The following is a 16594-nucleotide window of genomic DNA, read 5'->3' on the forward strand; positions in this document are numbered from 1 at the left end:
CCTCTATTTTAGGCAATACCGAAGCCCCGCACCCAGTAAGAGGGTAGAATCGTTAAGGTCACTATTAAAGTGGTAATATCCGTTAATGGGAATTATCAAGGAAAAGGCATCCGAAATAAAGAAATCCATTTCAAAAGAGGCGTATCCCCCATAGATAAAACTACTTTCAGCCTCCAAGGCATCAAAAGCAAACTCAGTTCCTCCGTCATTAATGTACTTGTACCCTACAGACGGACCCCCTCCAAAATAAAAGGAAATACCTCGTTTGGGAGAGGTTAAAATAGTGGTGAAATATCCTAGGTTGAACAAGTAATCCTCATACGGAAATTCCACACCCGAATTGGGTTTTTCTTTTGAAAAAGCAGCTGCCAAAGATACTTGCATATAATCTGTGGTACTATGGTAATGATTTATGTTGAGCTGTATACCATACCCATCCGTTTTATAACTGGGCACAGCGCCCACAGAAAAATTGCTGCGTTGTGAAAAACTTTTTTGTACTTGGAGGGTTAAGGCCAATAGCAACAGCCCATAGAGAAAATGGTAGTGTTTCATTTTGATTAAGATTTGGGTTCTTAACTTCTGGCAAACAAATATAACTGATTTTCAATAAGTTAAATTCAATCAGAATCATTTTGATTGAAACAGAATAGAATTCCAACCTACAAAATCAATCGGTACTTTAGGTGAAGTAACTCCTAGGCTTGTGCCAACGCTTTTTTCAAGGCCAGTATAGCTCCTAGGTGAAGCCCTTCGTGGAACACATTGAATGCAAGTGCGTCCTCTGCACTGTTCAGCCCTATTTTTGGTGAAGTCATATATTCTTGAAAATTCTTGAACTTGCCATGTTCATAATCCAGTTGAATATGCTTTACTGTACTGAATAGATAGGCTGATATTTTTTCCTGTTCTTTCTTTGATGGTTCACCATCCGGAAAAGTGCCTTTTTTGTATTTGTTGATCAACTCTTCCTCAATGGTGAAATCAAGACCACTCAATTTATACATCAACAATTGGGGAGTTACTACTACGTGCGCAATGTTCCACCAAATATTATTGTTGAATCCTTCAGGGACTTTGAACAAATCCTCTTTAGGCATGTCCTGCAAAAAATTGTGCAATATTTTTCTATTCTTGAGAAGAATGTCAAATGTCTTTTCCATAAGATAGCAATTGGTTGATGTAAAACTAGCCTTAATATCTGAAAAAGCACTCCTCAGTATGGCTTAAATCAATTAACAAAAACAAACACCTCCCCTAAAAGCTGTTGAATTTATGTGTTCGTAATGTAATTTGATGATTTTTTGATTTCCTTTGTCCATCCAACACTATAATCATGAAAAAAATATACCATTTGGGCAGTTGTTCCACCTGCAAACGTATCCTCAAGGAACTGGAACCGTTGGATGGCGCGGAACTTCAAGAAATAAAATCCGAAGCCATAACACCAGAACAATTGGAGCAAATGGCAGCATTGAGCGGAAGCTACGAATCACTTTTTAGCAGAAGAGCCATGCTTTTTAGACAAAGGGGACTTCACGAAAAAAACCTTTCCGAGATTGACTATAAGGATTTGATTCTAGAGCACTATACCTTTTTAAAAAGACCCGTATTTATAGTGGATGACCAGATTTTTGTTGGCAATTCCAAAAAAACAGTGGATGCCGCTAAGGAAGCCTTGCATTCATGAGTAAAAGAACCCTGGCTATATTGGCTGCCATCGGTGCCACCGTTATTTACGGTATAAACCATACTGTGGCCAAAGGAGTAATGCCCGGACATGTTAAACCCTTTGGGTTTATATTTTTAAGAGTGGTGGGAGCTGCCCTTCTATTTTGGTTGATTTCCTTTTTTGGACCCAAAGAAAAAATTGAAAAGCGGGATTGGGGCAGAATATTGGTTTGCGCACTGTTGGGAATGTCCATAAATATGCTCTCCTTTTTTAAGGGCCTACAACTTTCCACGCCAATCAATAGCGCGGTTTTGGTAACCATTATACCTATTATTGTAGTGGTTATTTCAGCTTTATTTTTAAGTGAAAAAATTACCCTGAACAAGGGATTAGGAATTTTTATGGGATTTGTAGGAGCGGTAGGACTCATCCTATTTGGTGCAGAAGTCCGCCAAGATGCCCCCAATATACCTTTGGGAAACTTTTTGTTTATAATTAATGCAACATCCTATGGCGCCTATCTGGTTGTGGTAAAAAAACTCATTGAAAAGTACCATCCCTTTACTTTAATGAAATGGCTTTTTACCATTGGGATCATTATAAATCTTCCCTTAACACTCCCAGATGTTTTCGAAATTCAATGGTCAACCATGCCTCTCTGGGCATACGGTTCGGTTGCTTTTGTGGTTATCGGCACCACATTTTTGACTTATTTGTTCAACATTTTTGCGCTAACGCAGCTAAAAGCGTCTTCTGTAGGGGCTTTTGTATATATGCAGCCTTTGGTAGGCATTCTTTTTGCCCTTCTTTCCGGAAAAGATGAGCTTACCCTGGTTAAAGTAGCGGCAATGACCTTCGTGTTGGTAGGTGTGTATTTGGCAAGTAAAAAGCCTAAACAAGGTTCTTAATATCGTTTAAAAGTGTGCCTACGTCAAAAGGTAAGGCCCATCCATCAATTCATCCTGTTTTTTCAAGCTTTGATTACGTAGTTTTCGCTTTTAAAGGAACACTATGACAGATTATACCCCGCAAATCCATTGCATTAAAAACAAGCTGCTCCAAGCAAAGGTGAAAGATGATCTTTTTAAAGTTTTTTGAGCTGGCAGTCACAAATACGAAACAAATAGTCCAATAAGTATTTCGCAGATTGACGCTTTCGAACATTATTATGGAGTCCAACTACCTGAATGTTATAAATCCTTTTTATTACATATTGGAAGCGGTGGAAGGTCATACCTAAACTCCGGGGACGGACCATTCTTTGGAATTTATCCTTTTGGTGAAAATTTGGATGACTTAATTCACAACAATGTTGAGAAGCATTTAAAAAAGGAGTGCACACTACATCCGCATATTACGGAAACACAATGGGATGAATTGACGAACCCTTTTTACGAGGAAGACATTTCAGATGAAGATTATGAAGAATTGAACGGTACACTTTATGGTGGAATATTGCCGCTTGGTTCACAAGGGTGTTCTTTTATCCACGCCCTTGTTTTGAATGGGCCTTATAGAGGTATGGTCGTGAACTTGGACAGAGGGGAGCTATCATCTCCGCAATTTTCAAAAGACCAAAACTTTTTGGATTGGTACGAACGTTGGCTCGATGAAATTATCTCGGGGAAATTGATAACAACTTCCCCGAGCTGGGTCGGCTATCCAAAAAAATGAAAATCTAGCTTACATAACCTCCATATCCTTCGGAACTTGAATATGCTTTCTAGTATCGGCTTTGGTCAAAATTTTAAAATCCTCCGATTTTTCCATGGATTCAAACGCTTCCAGGAATTGTTTGGGCAATCCCGTTAATTTCCTTTCTTTCAAATCAATCCAGGCGCCCATCATTTCACAACGCGCAAAATTTTTGCCATTGTGATCGTAAAAGTTGTGTCTGAACTCAAAAAACCTTCCGTCTTCGCTCATTCCAACAAATTCCAATGAAACTTTTACCGGTCTGCCGGGAAATGCTTCTTTAAAATAATATACGTGCTCATAGAATACCACTGGACCAATGTTGTTTGCTGCCATACTTTTATGATTAAAGCCAAGCAGCCCCAGGTAGGCCATTCGAGTATGGCTCATAAAGTTAATATAGGCGGAATTCGCCAAGTGTCGATTAGCGTCGATATCGCTCCATCTAATCTCAAATTCTTTAAAAAACATAGTGGGTTATTTTGTTATGCATGCATAATAATTGTAAAAATACCATAGTTTTGATAACTGATTCCAATAAGGATGAAGAATTGTTCCTATTTTTAAACTTAGTTTAATACGAAACCCATGAGCCAAAAAGCTGAATTCATCAAAAATCTATCACTTCCTGTCATTGCTGCCCCCATGTTCTTGATTTCGGGGCCAAAACTGGTAGTGGAATGTTGCAAAAATGGAATTGTAGGAACCTTTCCTGCCCTAAACCAACGTACCAGCGAGGGTTTCGAAGAATGGCTCATTCAAATAAAATCCGAGCTAAAAGCTTTTGAAGAGGAAACCGGTAAAAAAGCAGCTCCTTTTGGTGTAAACTTGGTAGTTCACCCTACCAACCCTCGATTAGAAGCGGATGTAAAGCTTTGCGTGAAACACAAAGTACCTCTTGTCATTACTTCTTTAGGTGCTGTGAGCCAAGTAGTAGACGCCATTCATAGTTACGGAGGATTGGTGTTCCACGACATCATCAAAAAGCGGCATGCCGAAAAAGCAGCCGAAGCTGGGGTAGATGGACTTATTTTAGTATCTGCTGGAGCAGGGGGACACGGAGGTACCATAAACCCGATGAGTTTGGTGGCCGAAGTGAAAAAATTCTTCAACAAAACGATACTCCTTTCGGGATGCATCAGTACTGGAAGAGATGTTGCTTCTGCCCTACAAATGGGAGCAGACCTAGCTTACATGGGCACCCGTTTTATCAACACGGAAGAAAGCAAGGCCACGGAAGAATATCGTAAAATGATTATGGATGCCGGAGCCGGTGATGTAATTTATACAGCGGCTATTTCGGGAGTTCCCGCTAACTTCTTGGCTGCAAGTCTAAATGCAGCGGGAATTTCTGAAGAAGATTTAAAAAAGGGTAGAAAAATAGATTTCGGCAAGGAACTCGATACCGAAGCCAAAGCATGGAAAACAATTTGGTCCGCCGGTCAAGGAGTAACCACCATAGACAATGTGCTGCCAGTATCAAATCTGGTCAATAACCTAAAAGGTGAATTTAAAATAGCCATAGAAGAGCAGGCCAATCTTTTAAAAACCTATCCAAAGGAATAACCGATGCCCCTAGTCAATTCCAACTATACCCCTCCCTTTCTTTTCAGAAATGGTCATTTTGCCACGATTTATTCGGGCATTATCCGTTCGGTGAACGGTGTGGTTCAAAAAAGGGAACGGCTAAATCTTTCCGATGGGGATTTTTTAGATCTGGATTGGAGCGATTCACAAAATCCGACCAAAAAATTAGTAGTTCTACTGCATGGGTTAGAGGGAGATGCCCAACGCCCATACATAACCGGAAGCGCCAAAATTCTCAACCAAAATGGATACGATGCCTGTGCCGTAAATTACCGTGGATGCAGTGGCGAACCCAACATAATGTACCGTTCTTATCATTCTGGAGCGACTGAAGATTTAATCGAAGTGCTAAATCATATCCTAAACACTAGAAATTATTCCGAAATCCACTTGAAAGGATTTAGTCTGGGCGGAAATTTATTGCTCAAATATTTAGGTGAAGGAAACGATGTTCCAAAAGAACTGAAGGGCGCCGTTGCCGTATCCGTACCATGTAACCTTCACGATTCCTGTAAACAACTGCTCAGTACAAAGAACATGATGTATGCCATTCGGTTTAAAGGAAATTTATTGGGCAAGCTAAAGAAAAAACAACAGCTATTTCCTGAAAAAATCAGCGATAACGACATCAAAAAAATCAAGACGCTCAAGGATTTTGATGACATTTATACCAGCAAGGCACACAATTTTAAGGACGCTTTAGACTACTACGAAAAGTCCAGCTCCTTACAATTTTTACCAAGTATCAATGTGCCCAGTTTAATCATTAATGCTAAGGATGATTCCTTTTTAGGCCCTGAATGTTATCCTGTAAAAGAAACCGATAACAATGTTAAACTATACCTGGAAACCCCCAGCTATGGTGGACATGTAGGTTTTTGGGGCAAGAACAATATCACCTATACGGAAAAGAGGGCTTTGGATTTTTTTGATTCCATTTAAATAAAGTGCTGACGGGCTTATTGTGAGGTACAAAACAAAATACACTCCAATTATTAGTCCCTAATTACCTATCTTAGTGCCTACATTTACACATACAAACTTCAATAGAATCAGAATGAAAAAAATTGTAATGGTCTTGGCTTTAGGTGCCTTGATAGCAAGTTGCGGTGGAAAAAAAGAAGAAAAGAAAGATGGTTTTGAGGTGAGCCGCACCAAAACTGAAGATAACAAAGCGCAAGCCAAAGAAGGTGTTCCCGTTGATTTGGACAACAAAGGTGTGGGACCCATAACCAGTGTGGATTTTCCTGCTGATATCAATGATGAAATGGCTGCACGCGGCAAAGCTAAATTTGATGCCATTTGTGTTGCATGCCATATGATAGACCAACGAATGATCGGTCCTGCATTAAAAGGAGTTTATGATAGAAGAAGTCCAGAATGGGTAATGAACATGATCCTGAATCCTGATGGGATGCTAAAAGAAGACCCAATTGCCAAAGCTTTATTGAAAGAATACAACAATGCAATAATGCTTAACCAAAATTTGACCGAGGACGAGGCCAGAGATGTTGCTGAGTATTTGAGAACACTCTAACAAACCAACCCATTATATTAGAGAGCTGCTGTTTTGCAATAAAACAGCAGCTTTTTTTATCTTAATAGAAATTTAGGTAATGGAAAAAATAATATTATCAGCTCTTTGTTTACTATTCGCTCCTCTTGTACATGCACAAGATTTATATGGCGCATGGACCACCATAGAATCCAACGATGAAGGAATCCAAGTGGAACATACCCATACATTTACAAAAGGTTTCTTTTCCGAAGCTATTTTTGAAAAGGCCAACGGAAATTTTGTGGGAACCAATGGAGGCAGTTACACATTAAATGGTGAAACGATCGACTTCTTATACGAATTTTCTACCCAAAACCCTGAATTGGTCGGGGAGACTAAATCCAAGTCGTACCGCATTAAAAATGACATCCTTGAATTAGGCGAAATGACATGGGTCCAAATGGATGATGGAACCCCAGGTGACCTTTTCGGAGCATGGCTGATATCTGGCAGAAAACGAGACGGTAAAATTGTACAGCGAGATACTTCGGGACCTAGAAAAACCATGAAAATATTGTCCGGAACCAGATTTCAATGGATTGCCTATAATATAGAAACTAAGGAGTTTATGGGTACCGGTGGGGGAACCTATACCACAATTGATGGCAAATACACCGAAAACATAGGTTTCTTTTCCCGCGATGATTCGAGAGTAGGTGCAAGTTTAGAGTTCAATTATGAGTTAAAGGATGGCGATTGGCATCACTCGGGATTAAGCAGTAAGGGCAAACCAATTTACGAGGTGTGGAGCAAAAGAACTCAATAGAAACAATATTGTTTATTGATTTAACAACCTAATTGATTGGGGACTCCATCAATTTTTTTAGTATTTTACTGACACATTAACCATTAATTTCTGTAGAATGAAAACCTCAGTCATGCTGTTTTTCTTGGCTATTCTTTTAGCTGAATCTTGTAACAGCAATAAATCAAACGAAGAAGCATTGTACGGCCCAACATGGGAACTGGAATATATTTCTGGTCCCCGTATTGCTTTTGAAGGTCTATTCCCCAATAAAAAACCACAAATTGCCTTCAACAAAGAATCCGGTGAAGTATTTGGAACAGATAGCTGTAATGGATACACGGCAGATTATAAACTGGAAGGCAATTCCATTTCTTTTGGAGAACCTGGACCAACAACCATGATGTTCTGTGGTGGAAGCGAGCGCCAATTCTTGGAAATGATGAAGAAAATTGACGGCTATGCTCTAGAAGATGGCAAACTCAATCTATTGATTGGAGAAATACCTATGATGCGATTCAAAAAAGTGGAGCCATGAAAAATATACTCATCCTAAGCTGTGCCTTTTTTTTGTTTTTCGGTTGCGTAGAAAAGAAAAAACAAGAATCTTCTGAACCAGAGGCAATGGAAGAAGAGTCAATAACAGATACCGTTCAAGTGGAAGAAAAAGTAAGGAAACTGGAGCCGATTGCCATGGAAATTGACGGCAGTTATTTTAAAGCAACGGGTACAGAACCGTTTTGGGGACTCAAAATCTACGACAACAAAGTTGAGCTTCAGACCATGGAGGACACTATACAAACACCTCCTACGGAACCCATTAAAGCTCAGGATTCCAACATTGCCATGTATCGAATCCAAACCGAGGCCACTTTGTTAGACATTATTATCGCACATAAGGAATGTACCAATGCCATGTCGGGCCAAATTTCACCTTATACGGTGACTATTTCCTATAAATCTACAGGTGGTGACGAAACCCAAGTTTTCGAGGGCTGTGGTTCTTATATTACCGATTATAGGCTACATGATATCTGGGTATTGGAGGAAATGAAAGGTGCAACCGTATCCAAAGAAGATTTCAACGGAACAGATGTTCCCAATATGGAAGTCAACATCAATAACAATAAATTTTCTTGGTTCTCGGGCTGCAATCGAATGACAGGGAGTCTTTTTTACGAAAAAGATGTGCTGCGATTTACCCAAGTGGCATCTACACGAATGGCATGCCCAAATATGGAAAAAGAATCCGAGTTCTTGACCGCACTACAGAGTAGTACAACATATGAAGTTGAAAACAACCGGCTTTACCTCTCCAATGGGTCTGAAGAAAATCTTCTAGTATTTAAAAAAATAGATTGATTATGAAAAAACTATCCTTTTTATTCATCTTTTTTATTTTAATAATGCACCACCAAATTCAAGCACAAGAAATGGACCTCCCTTATAAAGAAATACCTGCCTATCCCTCCGATTATTCCTCGGGCAATTTAGTATCCAGAATGATTGATGGTTTAGGGTATCGGTACTACTGGGCAACAGAAGGATTGACCGAAAAAGACTTGAAGTACAAACCTTCGGAAGATGGACGAACCATCTTGGAAACTTTGGAACATATCCATGTGATGTCCAACAATATTTTATTGGCCCCAGATGCGAAGCCGTATGAAATACCCAAGAATCCCCCAAAATATTCTTACGAAGAACTCCGTGCCCTAACATTGCAAAACATAAAGGCCGCGACCCTAAAAATCTTGGGCAAAAGCTCCCAAGAAATGGAAGGTTTTAAAGTGGTTTTTAAACAAGGAGACAGAACATCAGAGTTTCCATATTGGAACATGATCAATGGTATGATTTCAGATTGCATTCATCATACGGGCCAAATTGTATTGATGCGCCGTGCAAGCGGAAACCCACAGAATCCGAATGTAAATGTATTTTTGGGTAAGACAAGAGATTAAACAAGTCCCTTTTAATTGTCCACCACAACCTTATAGGTAGGGTCTTCCAAAACGTTTACCTCGATAATATCATCCGCATTCGATAACAATCGCCTACAGTCGCGGCTTAAATGCTTCAGGTGTACTTTTTTGCCCACTTTTCGGTAACGCTCGGTAATTTTGTTTACAGCCTCAATGGCAGACATATCTACCAATCTGCTTTCTGCAAAGTCGATAACCACGTCTTCTGGGTCGTTCAACACATCAAACTTTTCTGCAAACATGGTAGTACTGCCGAAAAACAAAGGACCATAGATCTCATAATGTTTTACCCCTTCATCATCAATGCTTTTTCTGGCACGGATACGTTTTGCATTGTCCCATGCAAATACCAAGGCAGAAATAATAACCCCTACCAAAACGGCCAAGGCCAAATTATGAAGGAAAACCGTTACTAAAGTAACGAGCACCATCACCAAAACATCGGATTTTGGCATTCTGCGGAAGGTTTTTAAACTCGCCCATTCGAAGGTTCCCAAAGCGACCATGATCATAAGCCCAGTAAGTGCAGCCATCGGTACTTTTTCAATCAGACCAGAACCAAACATAATGAATACCAAAAGCATCAATGCGGCAAAAATTCCAGAAAGTCTTGCTCTCGCTCCATTCGAAGTGTTTATTAAACTTTGTCCGATCATGGCGCAACCGCCCATTCCAGAGAAAAGTCCAGAGAGAATATTGGCTGTCCCTTGTGCAACAGCTTCTTTGTTGCCCCTACCACGAGTTTCTGTGATTTCATCCACAATGTTCAAGGTCAACAAACTTTCAATCAAACCAACACCCGCCATTATTGCGGCGAAGGGAAATATAATTTGTAAAGTTTCCCAAGTAAATGGAAGATCAGGAATGTGAAAAGGAGGAAATGTTCCTTGAATGGAAGCAATATCTCCAATAGTTCGGGTATCCAATCCAAAGAAAAACACAATACCAAACACCAATAGAATGGCGGCCAAAGATGCCGGAACCACTTTGGTCAATTTAGGGAGCCCCCATATCACTACCATGGTCAACAGCACCAATCCCAAGAAAATATACAAAGTACTTCCACTCAACCATTCACCATCCACAGTTTGAAACTGGCTCATCTGCGACATAAAAATAATTACCGCCAAACCGTTCACAAAGCCAAATATTACGGGGTGCGGTACCAAACGCATCAATTTGCCAAGTCGAAGAAAACCGGCCAGCATCTGCATAATTCCTGCAAGAATTACCGTTGCAAAAACATATTCCACTCCATACTGCTGGGCCAAACTAACAATCACAACAGCTACGGCACCAGTGGCGCCAGAAATCATTCCCGGTCTACCTCCCAAAATTGAGGTAACCAAACCCATAACAAAAGCGGCATACAAACCAGTTAGGGGAGACAAACCTGCAATAAAGGCAAATGCAATAGCTTCGGGCACCAAGGCTAGTGCCACGGTTAAGCCCGATAAAATTTCTGTGCGATAGTTTACTTTTTGTGAAAAATCAAAAAGGTTGAGATACTTTTTCATGGCTTCTTTCTTGAAGCGGGCAAAAATAGTATTATTAAATGCAAGACCCTAATCGACTGGAAATTTTTAAGGATTTGATAATCTACCAGTTAGATAACCCCAATAACTTTTCGCCAAGTGGACTTAATTTTGCGGTTTCGTATTTGGTCTGTTCCCATTTTCTTGGATCTCCCGGAAATGCATAGCCTTCGGGAGCAATCCTATTTTTCCATGAATTGATCCTCCATTCTCGCATATCTTTATTATCCTCTTCGGCGGGCATCATGGAAATGTATTGTGCAATCCGCACCTTGTCCCCAGATTTATTTGGACGAATACCATGCGGCTGGGTACTGTTGAAAATCAAAAGATCACCAGCTTCTAATTTCACCTTCACGATTTTGTCCTCTAATCCTGTAACATCGGGCTGAAAATGGTCGCGGTCTTCGGGTTGGTTCAATTTCCATGTATCATAATTGCGATATAACCATGGAATACATTGAAACCCTCCCATGTTTTCATCGGTTTGATCGGCCAAGGCCAACACCCCCTGTACATTTTGAGGTTTTGTCTCAGGATCGTAATCCCAATGAATAAATCCTTTTTTGTTCTCTCCTGGGCGTTGCGGCATATTTAAGTTGGCGCGATCGATGGTCACCCAAAGTTTTTCGGTCCCCCAAATGTCCACAAAGGCATCGTACACTTTTTTGGTCTGTCTGTTGTTCCACAAATGCTGGTGGTTGTATACTTCTACCATTCCTGTTCCCGTAAGTTCTTTCATTTTCATTTCTGCACGGGCAGGAGCATACCAAGTTTCTGGGTCGTTCGGGTCCTTTTCATCAAACTCCCATAAAAAATCTGCAGTCGCTTTCGCTTGTTCCTTTGGAACGGCATTTTTTATTACAGTGTATCCATTCTCTATCCAAAATGCCCAATCTTCTTCGGACAGCACTCTTAAAGGTTTACCATTGGACCTATCGTTAAGTTTTGTTTTACTGCTAGTTGCAGTGGAGGGGTTTCCAGGTATCGCTTCATGGGCCTTATTGGCCATTTCTACTTTTTGTTGCATTCTATTTCTGTTTTTTTAGTTGAATAATCTATACCCCAAAACTATGGGAGCATCAAAGTGCATTCCACCCTAGTGTTGACCAATATTTGAACTATATTGACTTTTAATCAGTATTTTTAAAAATATTTAAGCAATACAATGAAAATTCAACTGGAAAACATACAACCAAATGATAAGAGTTCTTTTCACTTATTGCACAATCCCAAGTTGAACGATCTCTTTTTTTGGCACTTTCATCCCGAATTTGAACTGGTCTACATCGAAGGTGCCAATGGTAAGCGCCACGTAGGCAGGCATATTTCCAATTTTAAAGGGAGTGACCTGGTTCTGATTGGTTCCAACATTCCCCATTTGAATTTTGATCATGGAATCAAAACAGAATATCACAAAGAGGTTTTGCACATAAGTTCTTCTTTTAAAGAGAAAGTTTTTACCGAAATCGAGGAACTGGAAGATGTGTTTGAGTTATTGGACAAATCGCAGCACGGAATCGCTTTTTATGGTGAAACCAAAGAAACGGTTGGAACCATTATGAAGCAGTTACAAGGAATGAATCGATTTGAACAGTTCCTTAAAATTTTACGATTGCTCAAACTTTTGGCCAAGAGTGATGAGTTTGAACTCTTGCACACCAACCCAATCGTAAACGACAAGGCCAACAAGCAACAGGAACGTTTACAGAAGGTCTACTCTTATATCGATGAGAACTATTCCAAGAAAATAGCTTTGGACGATATTGCAGCATCCATCAATCTAGGGAAAGAGGCTTTTTGCAGGTATTTCAAGAAGAATACGGGGAGCACATTTACCAATTTCTTGAACCAATATCGCATTACCCAAGCCAAACGATTGCTATTGACAGGCAGGAACATTGGCGAGACTTGTTACGAGTGTGGCTTTGAGAGCTTGTCCTATTTTAATCGGACCTTTAAAAAGATTAGTGGCGAAAATCCTTCGGATTACAAAAAGAGAAACCAATAAAAAAAGAACCGCCCCGAGCAAATGTACCCAGGGCGCTTCTTAACTAAATAACCAACCAAAAAAACTGTTTGTATAGTCGAACAAAATTGTTCTTCCTTACATATTTCGTTGACGGGTAACGTCCATTACAGGGTTCTTGGTTTTTGAACGTTTTTTACCTGTTCCGTCACTTGATTTTAAATATTGAATGTATCCCCTTCCCTTAAATTCATAAACCGTTCCGCTGGATACGTGGTACAACTCTATGGTACTATCATTGATAACGTACAACTCAAAATAATCATTGCCCAAGAAGTCATAATCGAGTGTTAAAGTTTTCAACGTAGCATCATTGGCTACATCGTACACTTCGTAATCACCCTCATAATCCCATTGTATATTGTTAAGTGGAATGCTCGTTGCATCCACAGACGACCTAAAATACCCACTTCCGGCATCAAAAAACTGTAGATAGTTTTCCTCATCAAACTCGTTCAATGCACCCACCTCACTGGTATAGGTTTTTTCCCAAACTTGGTATTCTTGTAAAAAGTAATGGATGTTGTCGTAGAACACCATATCATAATCGAAGTTGTTTCTTTGATAACCCTCCAAAACATAGGATGTATCCGAACGTGGGTCGTACAATTCCAATGTATTGTTATCCAAGGCAAATACTTCCATCAACCAAAGACCGTCCAAATCGTGATCTATTTCAACTTGTCCGCTATAAGTGGAGTAAGCGCCTACATCAATTCCCAATCCGTTGCCTGTTTTTCCCAATCCTGAAAGGTTGTTGTTTGCGTAAACAATTCCTCTATCAAAAGAAATGGTAAATGCTCGTTGTAAAAATGGTACTTCGCCATTTCCACGGGTTTCATTGACATCCACGTACCAAAGGTCGTGCGATTCCAAAACCAAAGCGGTATTGATTGGTGATTCTTCTATGAAATCATCTTCCACAATAACCTCGGTATAGCAAGAACTGGCCAATAGACCTAAGAACAAAATTCCAAAGAGTAGTTTTCTATTTTTCATAATCGAGGTTTTAAAGTTCTCCCTACATAAACCAAGCACTGTGCCAAATTTTTTAACTATTTGATAATCAATATAAAACAGGCTGATGAATTTATTTTTTAGATTTACACCCTAATTTGGATGCATGAAAGACAAACTTACGTTTGGAGTATTTGGAGGTGGAAGTTGGGGAACGGCCATTGTTAAAATGTTGACCGAAAATTTGGACCAAGTAAACTGGTACATGCGAAGCGATTCCGCGATTCGGCACATTAAAAAGGAATGGCACAATCCCAACTATTTGAGTTCAGTAGAGTTTGATGTAAACCAGCTTGCCATGAGCCATGATATCAATGAAGTGGTGGAAGCGTCCGATGTGCTCATTTTTGCCATCCCATCCGCTTTTTTGGATCGGGAACTTCAGAATTTGACGGTTTCGCTTAAAGATAAAATCATTTTTTCGGCCATTAAGGGGATTGTTCCGGAAAGTGGATTGATCGTTGGGGAGCATTTTAATGAGAAATATGATATTCCTTTTGAGAACATTGGGGTTTTAACTGGTCCCTGTCATGCGGAAGAGGTCGCCTTGGAGCGACTATCTTACCTTACCATTGCCTGCGCGGATGCGAACAAGGCCAAAATGGTGGCCAAGCATTTAAAAAGTGACTATATCCGAACCAAAATATCGGATGACATTATCGGTACCGAATACGCTGCCATGCTAAAAAACATTTATGCCATTGCTGCGGGTATTGCACACGGACTCGGCTATGGGGATAATTTCCAAAGTGTATTGATGAGCAATGCCATACGAGAGATGAAACGTTTTATTGACCGCGTGTACAAAATGAAGCGTAACATCAACGCATCGGCCTATTTGGGCGACTTATTGGTGACAGGCTACTCCGTTTTTAGTCGAAACCGCATGTTCGGGAATATGATAGGTAAGGGCTACACCGTAAAAAGTGCCATGATGGAAATGAACATGGTAGCCGAAGGATATTACGCCACCAAAAGTGCCCATGACCTTATGGACAAATTACAAAAGAAGTCCAAAACACCCATTATTAATGCGGTGTACCAAGTGCTCTATAAAAACAAGAACCCTAAAAAGGTTTTTGAGAAGTTGACGGAGAAGCTGGATTAATCCCGCTCCAATGAAAAATCGGAATGCTCCTTCAATTGCGCATCCAATTCCTTGGAAAAGGCCTCCATTTCTTCTGCTGAATAGTTGTACGCCTTCTGGAATTCTTCAAAAACAGGTTCCTTGTATTTTCGAACGCTGTCAATATCAAAATAAAGTCGGCCCGTTCTTCTAATTAAAAAATCCAATGGATTCAGAGCCATTTCGTGCGCTATGGCAAATTGCACCTCGGCCCTGATCATTCTTTCCTTGGATTTGTCGCCTTTGATTTTGGCATACAACTCTAAAATGGATTCGGTTTGTTTCCCATAAGTGGTCACCAAGTACCAAGCATCGTATTTAGCAAATCCATCATCTTGTAGTTGCTCTTGTACCTTGCCAATGTATTTTTTTACATGCTTAAACTTTTTAAAGTCGTTTCCACAAAGTGGGATTTTATCCGTAGTGCAAGGCTCCAGTTCCAAATCGTGGTCTTCCTCCATCTTTTTAGCGATACGATTTACTGTTCGCTCGGCCATTTTTCGGTATCCCGTGAGCTTCCCTCCCGCAATGCTCACCAAACCTGTATCAGAAGTGAAGATTTCATCTTTTCGTGACAATTCGGAGGCCGATTTTCCTTCTTCGTGAATCAGAGGTCGCAAGCCCGCCCATGAGGAAATAATGTCGTCCAACTCCAATTCAATATCCGGAAACATATTATTCACCGCGGATACCAAATAAATGGCATCGGCGATATCGGTGCTCACATGGTCCTTGTCCAAATTAAAATTGGTATCGGTGGTGCCGATGTAGGTTACCTTACCACGTGGAATGGCGAACATCATCCGTCCATCAGGGATATCAAAATAAACGGACTGTTTTACGGGAAGTTTTTCCTTTGGAAATACCAAATGTACTCCTTTGGTCAAATGTAATCGCTTGCCTTTTTTGGACTGGTTTACACTTCTGAGTTCATCCACCCAAGGCCCAGCGGCATTAATTACATATTTTGATGAAACACTGTATTCATCTCCAAAGACTTCATCAGTGAATTTTACGCCTGCTACTTGCTCATCCTCATAGATAAAATCGGTGACCTTGGTATAATTGAATATCTGTGTGCCAAATTGAAGACTGGTCTTTAAATTTTCCAAAGTGAGTCGGGCATCATCGGTTCGGTACTCCGCATAATAGCCGGCGCCGTTCAAAATCTTTTTGGGCAAAAGGGGCTCCAGTTTCATGGCCTCTTTTTTCTCCAACATCTGTCGTTTATCATCCCCAGAAACTTGTGCCAGAATATCGTACACCTTCAAGCCGATAGAGGTTAGCCATTTTCCATAAGAACCGCCCTCAATCAACGGAAGCAACATCTTTTCAGGAAGAACCAAATGGGGAGCCAATTTGTGTACGATGGCTCTTTCCGAACCCACTTCCTTCACCAACCAAAAATCGAATTGCTTTAAATAACGGAGTCCACCGTGTATGAGCTTGGTGGACTTGCTACTGGTGCCCGAGGCAAAATCACCTTTTTCTAGCAACAAAACCTTCATGCCGCGAGAAGAGGCATCCAAAGCTATACCTGCTCCCGTGATTCCCCCTCCGATTACCACAAGGTCATACACCTCCTTGGCAACTTTTTGCAGGTTTTCTTTTCTGTTTACGTTTGAAAAAGCAATGTTCTCGCTCATGA

19 protein-coding genes are annotated in these 16594 nt (G+C 40.4%); 12 read left to right on the forward strand and 7 right to left on the reverse strand.

Annotated elements, in window-relative coordinates; genetic code table 11:
- Nucleotides 1-3 precede the first annotated feature (3 nt).
- Together D2V08_RS05360 and D2V08_RS05365 are read right to left on the reverse strand one after the other, a co-directional pair.
- The gene (locus tag D2V08_RS05360) at nucleotides 4-555 is read right to left on the reverse strand and encodes a conjugal transfer protein TraO (RefSeq protein WP_119607038.1); all 552 of its coding nucleotides are present in this window, start codon (nucleotides 553-555) and stop codon (nucleotides 4-6) included.
- 143 nt (nucleotides 556-698) lie between these two features.
- Nucleotides 699-1163 carry a DinB family protein gene (locus D2V08_RS05365; RefSeq protein ID WP_119607039.1) on the reverse strand — a complete coding sequence of 155 codons (465 nt, stop codon included), beginning with the start codon at nucleotides 1161-1163 and terminating at the stop codon, nucleotides 699-701.
- A gap of 173 nt (nucleotides 1164-1336) precedes the next feature.
- On the opposite strand from D2V08_RS05365, the gene D2V08_RS05370 reads away from it, so the two are divergent.
- The 3 genes from D2V08_RS05370 (at nucleotide 1337) to D2V08_RS05380 (ending at nucleotide 3346) form a co-directional block, all read left to right on the forward strand.
- A complete protein-coding gene (locus tag D2V08_RS05370; protein ID WP_119607040.1) occupies nucleotides 1337-1690 on the forward strand; it encodes an arsenate reductase family protein in 354 nt (117 codons plus the stop codon).
- Nucleotides 1687-2580: a DMT family transporter gene (locus D2V08_RS05375; protein WP_119607041.1), complete on the forward strand. Its 894-nt coding sequence runs from the start codon at nucleotides 1687-1689 to the stop codon at nucleotides 2578-2580. Before D2V08_RS05370 ends, D2V08_RS05375 begins: the two co-directional genes overlap by 4 nt.
- Before the next feature lie 229 nt (nucleotides 2581-2809).
- Nucleotides 2810-3346: an SMI1/KNR4 family protein gene (locus D2V08_RS05380; protein ID WP_262696704.1), complete on the forward strand. Its 537-nt coding sequence runs from the start codon at nucleotides 2810-2812 to the stop codon at nucleotides 3344-3346.
- Nucleotides 3347-3355: 9 nt separating this feature from the next.
- On the opposite strand, the gene D2V08_RS05385 is transcribed toward D2V08_RS05380, so the two are convergent.
- Nucleotides 3356-3838: an acyl-CoA thioesterase gene (locus tag D2V08_RS05385; protein ID WP_119607043.1), complete on the reverse strand. Its 483-nt coding sequence runs from the start codon at nucleotides 3836-3838 to the stop codon at nucleotides 3356-3358.
- A gap of 117 nt (nucleotides 3839-3955) precedes the next feature.
- Here D2V08_RS05385 and D2V08_RS05390 point away from each other — a divergent pair, with 117 nt between their 5' ends.
- The 7 genes from D2V08_RS05390 (at nucleotide 3956) to D2V08_RS05420 (ending at nucleotide 9218) form a co-directional block, all read left to right on the forward strand.
- A complete protein-coding gene (locus tag D2V08_RS05390; protein WP_119607044.1) occupies nucleotides 3956-4933 on the forward strand; it encodes an NAD(P)H-dependent flavin oxidoreductase in 978 nt (325 codons plus the stop codon).
- A 3-nt stretch (nucleotides 4934-4936) separates the two neighbouring features.
- Nucleotides 4937-5896 carry a YheT family hydrolase gene (locus D2V08_RS05395; protein WP_119607045.1) on the forward strand — a complete coding sequence of 320 codons (960 nt, stop codon included), beginning with the start codon at nucleotides 4937-4939 and terminating at the stop codon, nucleotides 5894-5896.
- A gap of 115 nt (nucleotides 5897-6011) precedes the next feature.
- Nucleotides 6012-6491 (forward strand): c-type cytochrome, encoded by a 480-nt coding sequence (locus D2V08_RS05400; RefSeq protein ID WP_119607046.1) that lies wholly within the window; start codon nucleotides 6012-6014, stop codon nucleotides 6489-6491.
- 79 nt (nucleotides 6492-6570) lie between these two features.
- A complete protein-coding gene (locus tag D2V08_RS05405; RefSeq protein WP_119607047.1) occupies nucleotides 6571-7278 on the forward strand; it encodes a membrane or secreted protein in 708 nt (235 codons plus the stop codon).
- A 97-nt stretch (nucleotides 7279-7375) separates the two neighbouring features.
- Nucleotides 7376-7795: an META domain-containing protein gene (locus tag D2V08_RS05410; protein WP_119607048.1), complete on the forward strand. Its 420-nt coding sequence runs from the start codon at nucleotides 7376-7378 to the stop codon at nucleotides 7793-7795.
- The gene (locus D2V08_RS05415) at nucleotides 7792-8619 is read left to right on the forward strand and encodes an META domain-containing protein (RefSeq protein ID WP_119607049.1); all 828 of its coding nucleotides are present in this window, start codon (nucleotides 7792-7794) and stop codon (nucleotides 8617-8619) included. The genes D2V08_RS05410 and D2V08_RS05415 overlap by 4 nt, the downstream gene beginning before the upstream one ends.
- 2 nt (nucleotides 8620-8621) lie before the next feature.
- Nucleotides 8622-9218, forward strand: a complete 597-nt coding sequence (locus tag D2V08_RS05420; protein WP_220473381.1) for a DinB family protein — start codon at nucleotides 8622-8624, stop codon at nucleotides 9216-9218.
- Between the two features lie 11 nt (nucleotides 9219-9229).
- Here the strand turns inward: D2V08_RS05420 and D2V08_RS05425 are convergent, their stop codons facing one another.
- Both D2V08_RS05425 and D2V08_RS05430 read right to left on the reverse strand, forming a co-directional pair.
- Complete coding sequence (locus tag D2V08_RS05425) at nucleotides 9230-10756, reverse strand: SulP family inorganic anion transporter (RefSeq protein ID WP_119607050.1); 1527 nt, start codon at nucleotides 10754-10756, stop codon at nucleotides 9230-9232.
- An 82-nt stretch (nucleotides 10757-10838) separates the two neighbouring features.
- On the reverse strand, nucleotides 10839-11804 hold the full coding sequence (locus D2V08_RS05430; RefSeq protein WP_119607051.1) for a phytanoyl-CoA dioxygenase family protein: 966 nt from the start codon (nucleotides 11802-11804) through the stop codon (nucleotides 10839-10841).
- 138 nt (nucleotides 11805-11942) lie between these two features.
- Here D2V08_RS05430 and D2V08_RS05435 point away from each other — a divergent pair, with 138 nt between their 5' ends.
- Nucleotides 11943-12785, forward strand: a complete 843-nt coding sequence (locus D2V08_RS05435) for an AraC family transcriptional regulator (protein ID WP_119607052.1) — start codon at nucleotides 11943-11945, stop codon at nucleotides 12783-12785.
- 96 nt (nucleotides 12786-12881) lie between these two features.
- On the opposite strand, the gene D2V08_RS05440 is transcribed toward D2V08_RS05435, so the two are convergent.
- Nucleotides 12882-13802 carry a nicotinic acid mononucleotide adenyltransferase gene (locus tag D2V08_RS05440; RefSeq protein ID WP_182835493.1) on the reverse strand — a complete coding sequence of 307 codons (921 nt, stop codon included), beginning with the start codon at nucleotides 13800-13802 and terminating at the stop codon, nucleotides 12882-12884.
- Nucleotides 13803-13926: 124 nt separating this feature from the next.
- Between D2V08_RS05440 and D2V08_RS05445 the strand changes: the two genes are divergently transcribed.
- Nucleotides 13927-14928, forward strand: a complete 1002-nt coding sequence (locus D2V08_RS05445; RefSeq protein ID WP_119607054.1) for an NAD(P)H-dependent glycerol-3-phosphate dehydrogenase — start codon at nucleotides 13927-13929, stop codon at nucleotides 14926-14928.
- Here the strand turns inward: D2V08_RS05445 and D2V08_RS05450 are convergent.
- Complete coding sequence (locus tag D2V08_RS05450) at nucleotides 14925-16592, reverse strand: glycerol-3-phosphate dehydrogenase/oxidase (RefSeq protein WP_119607055.1); 1668 nt, start codon at nucleotides 16590-16592, stop codon at nucleotides 14925-14927. The two genes, D2V08_RS05445 and D2V08_RS05450, sit on opposite strands and share 4 nt — an antisense overlap.
- Nucleotides 16593-16594: the final 2 nt, after the last annotated feature.

This window comes from Flagellimonas lutimaris (assembly GCF_003581615.1).
GTDB classification, from domain to species: domain Bacteria; phylum Bacteroidota; class Bacteroidia; order Flavobacteriales; family Flavobacteriaceae; genus Flagellimonas; species Flagellimonas lutimaris.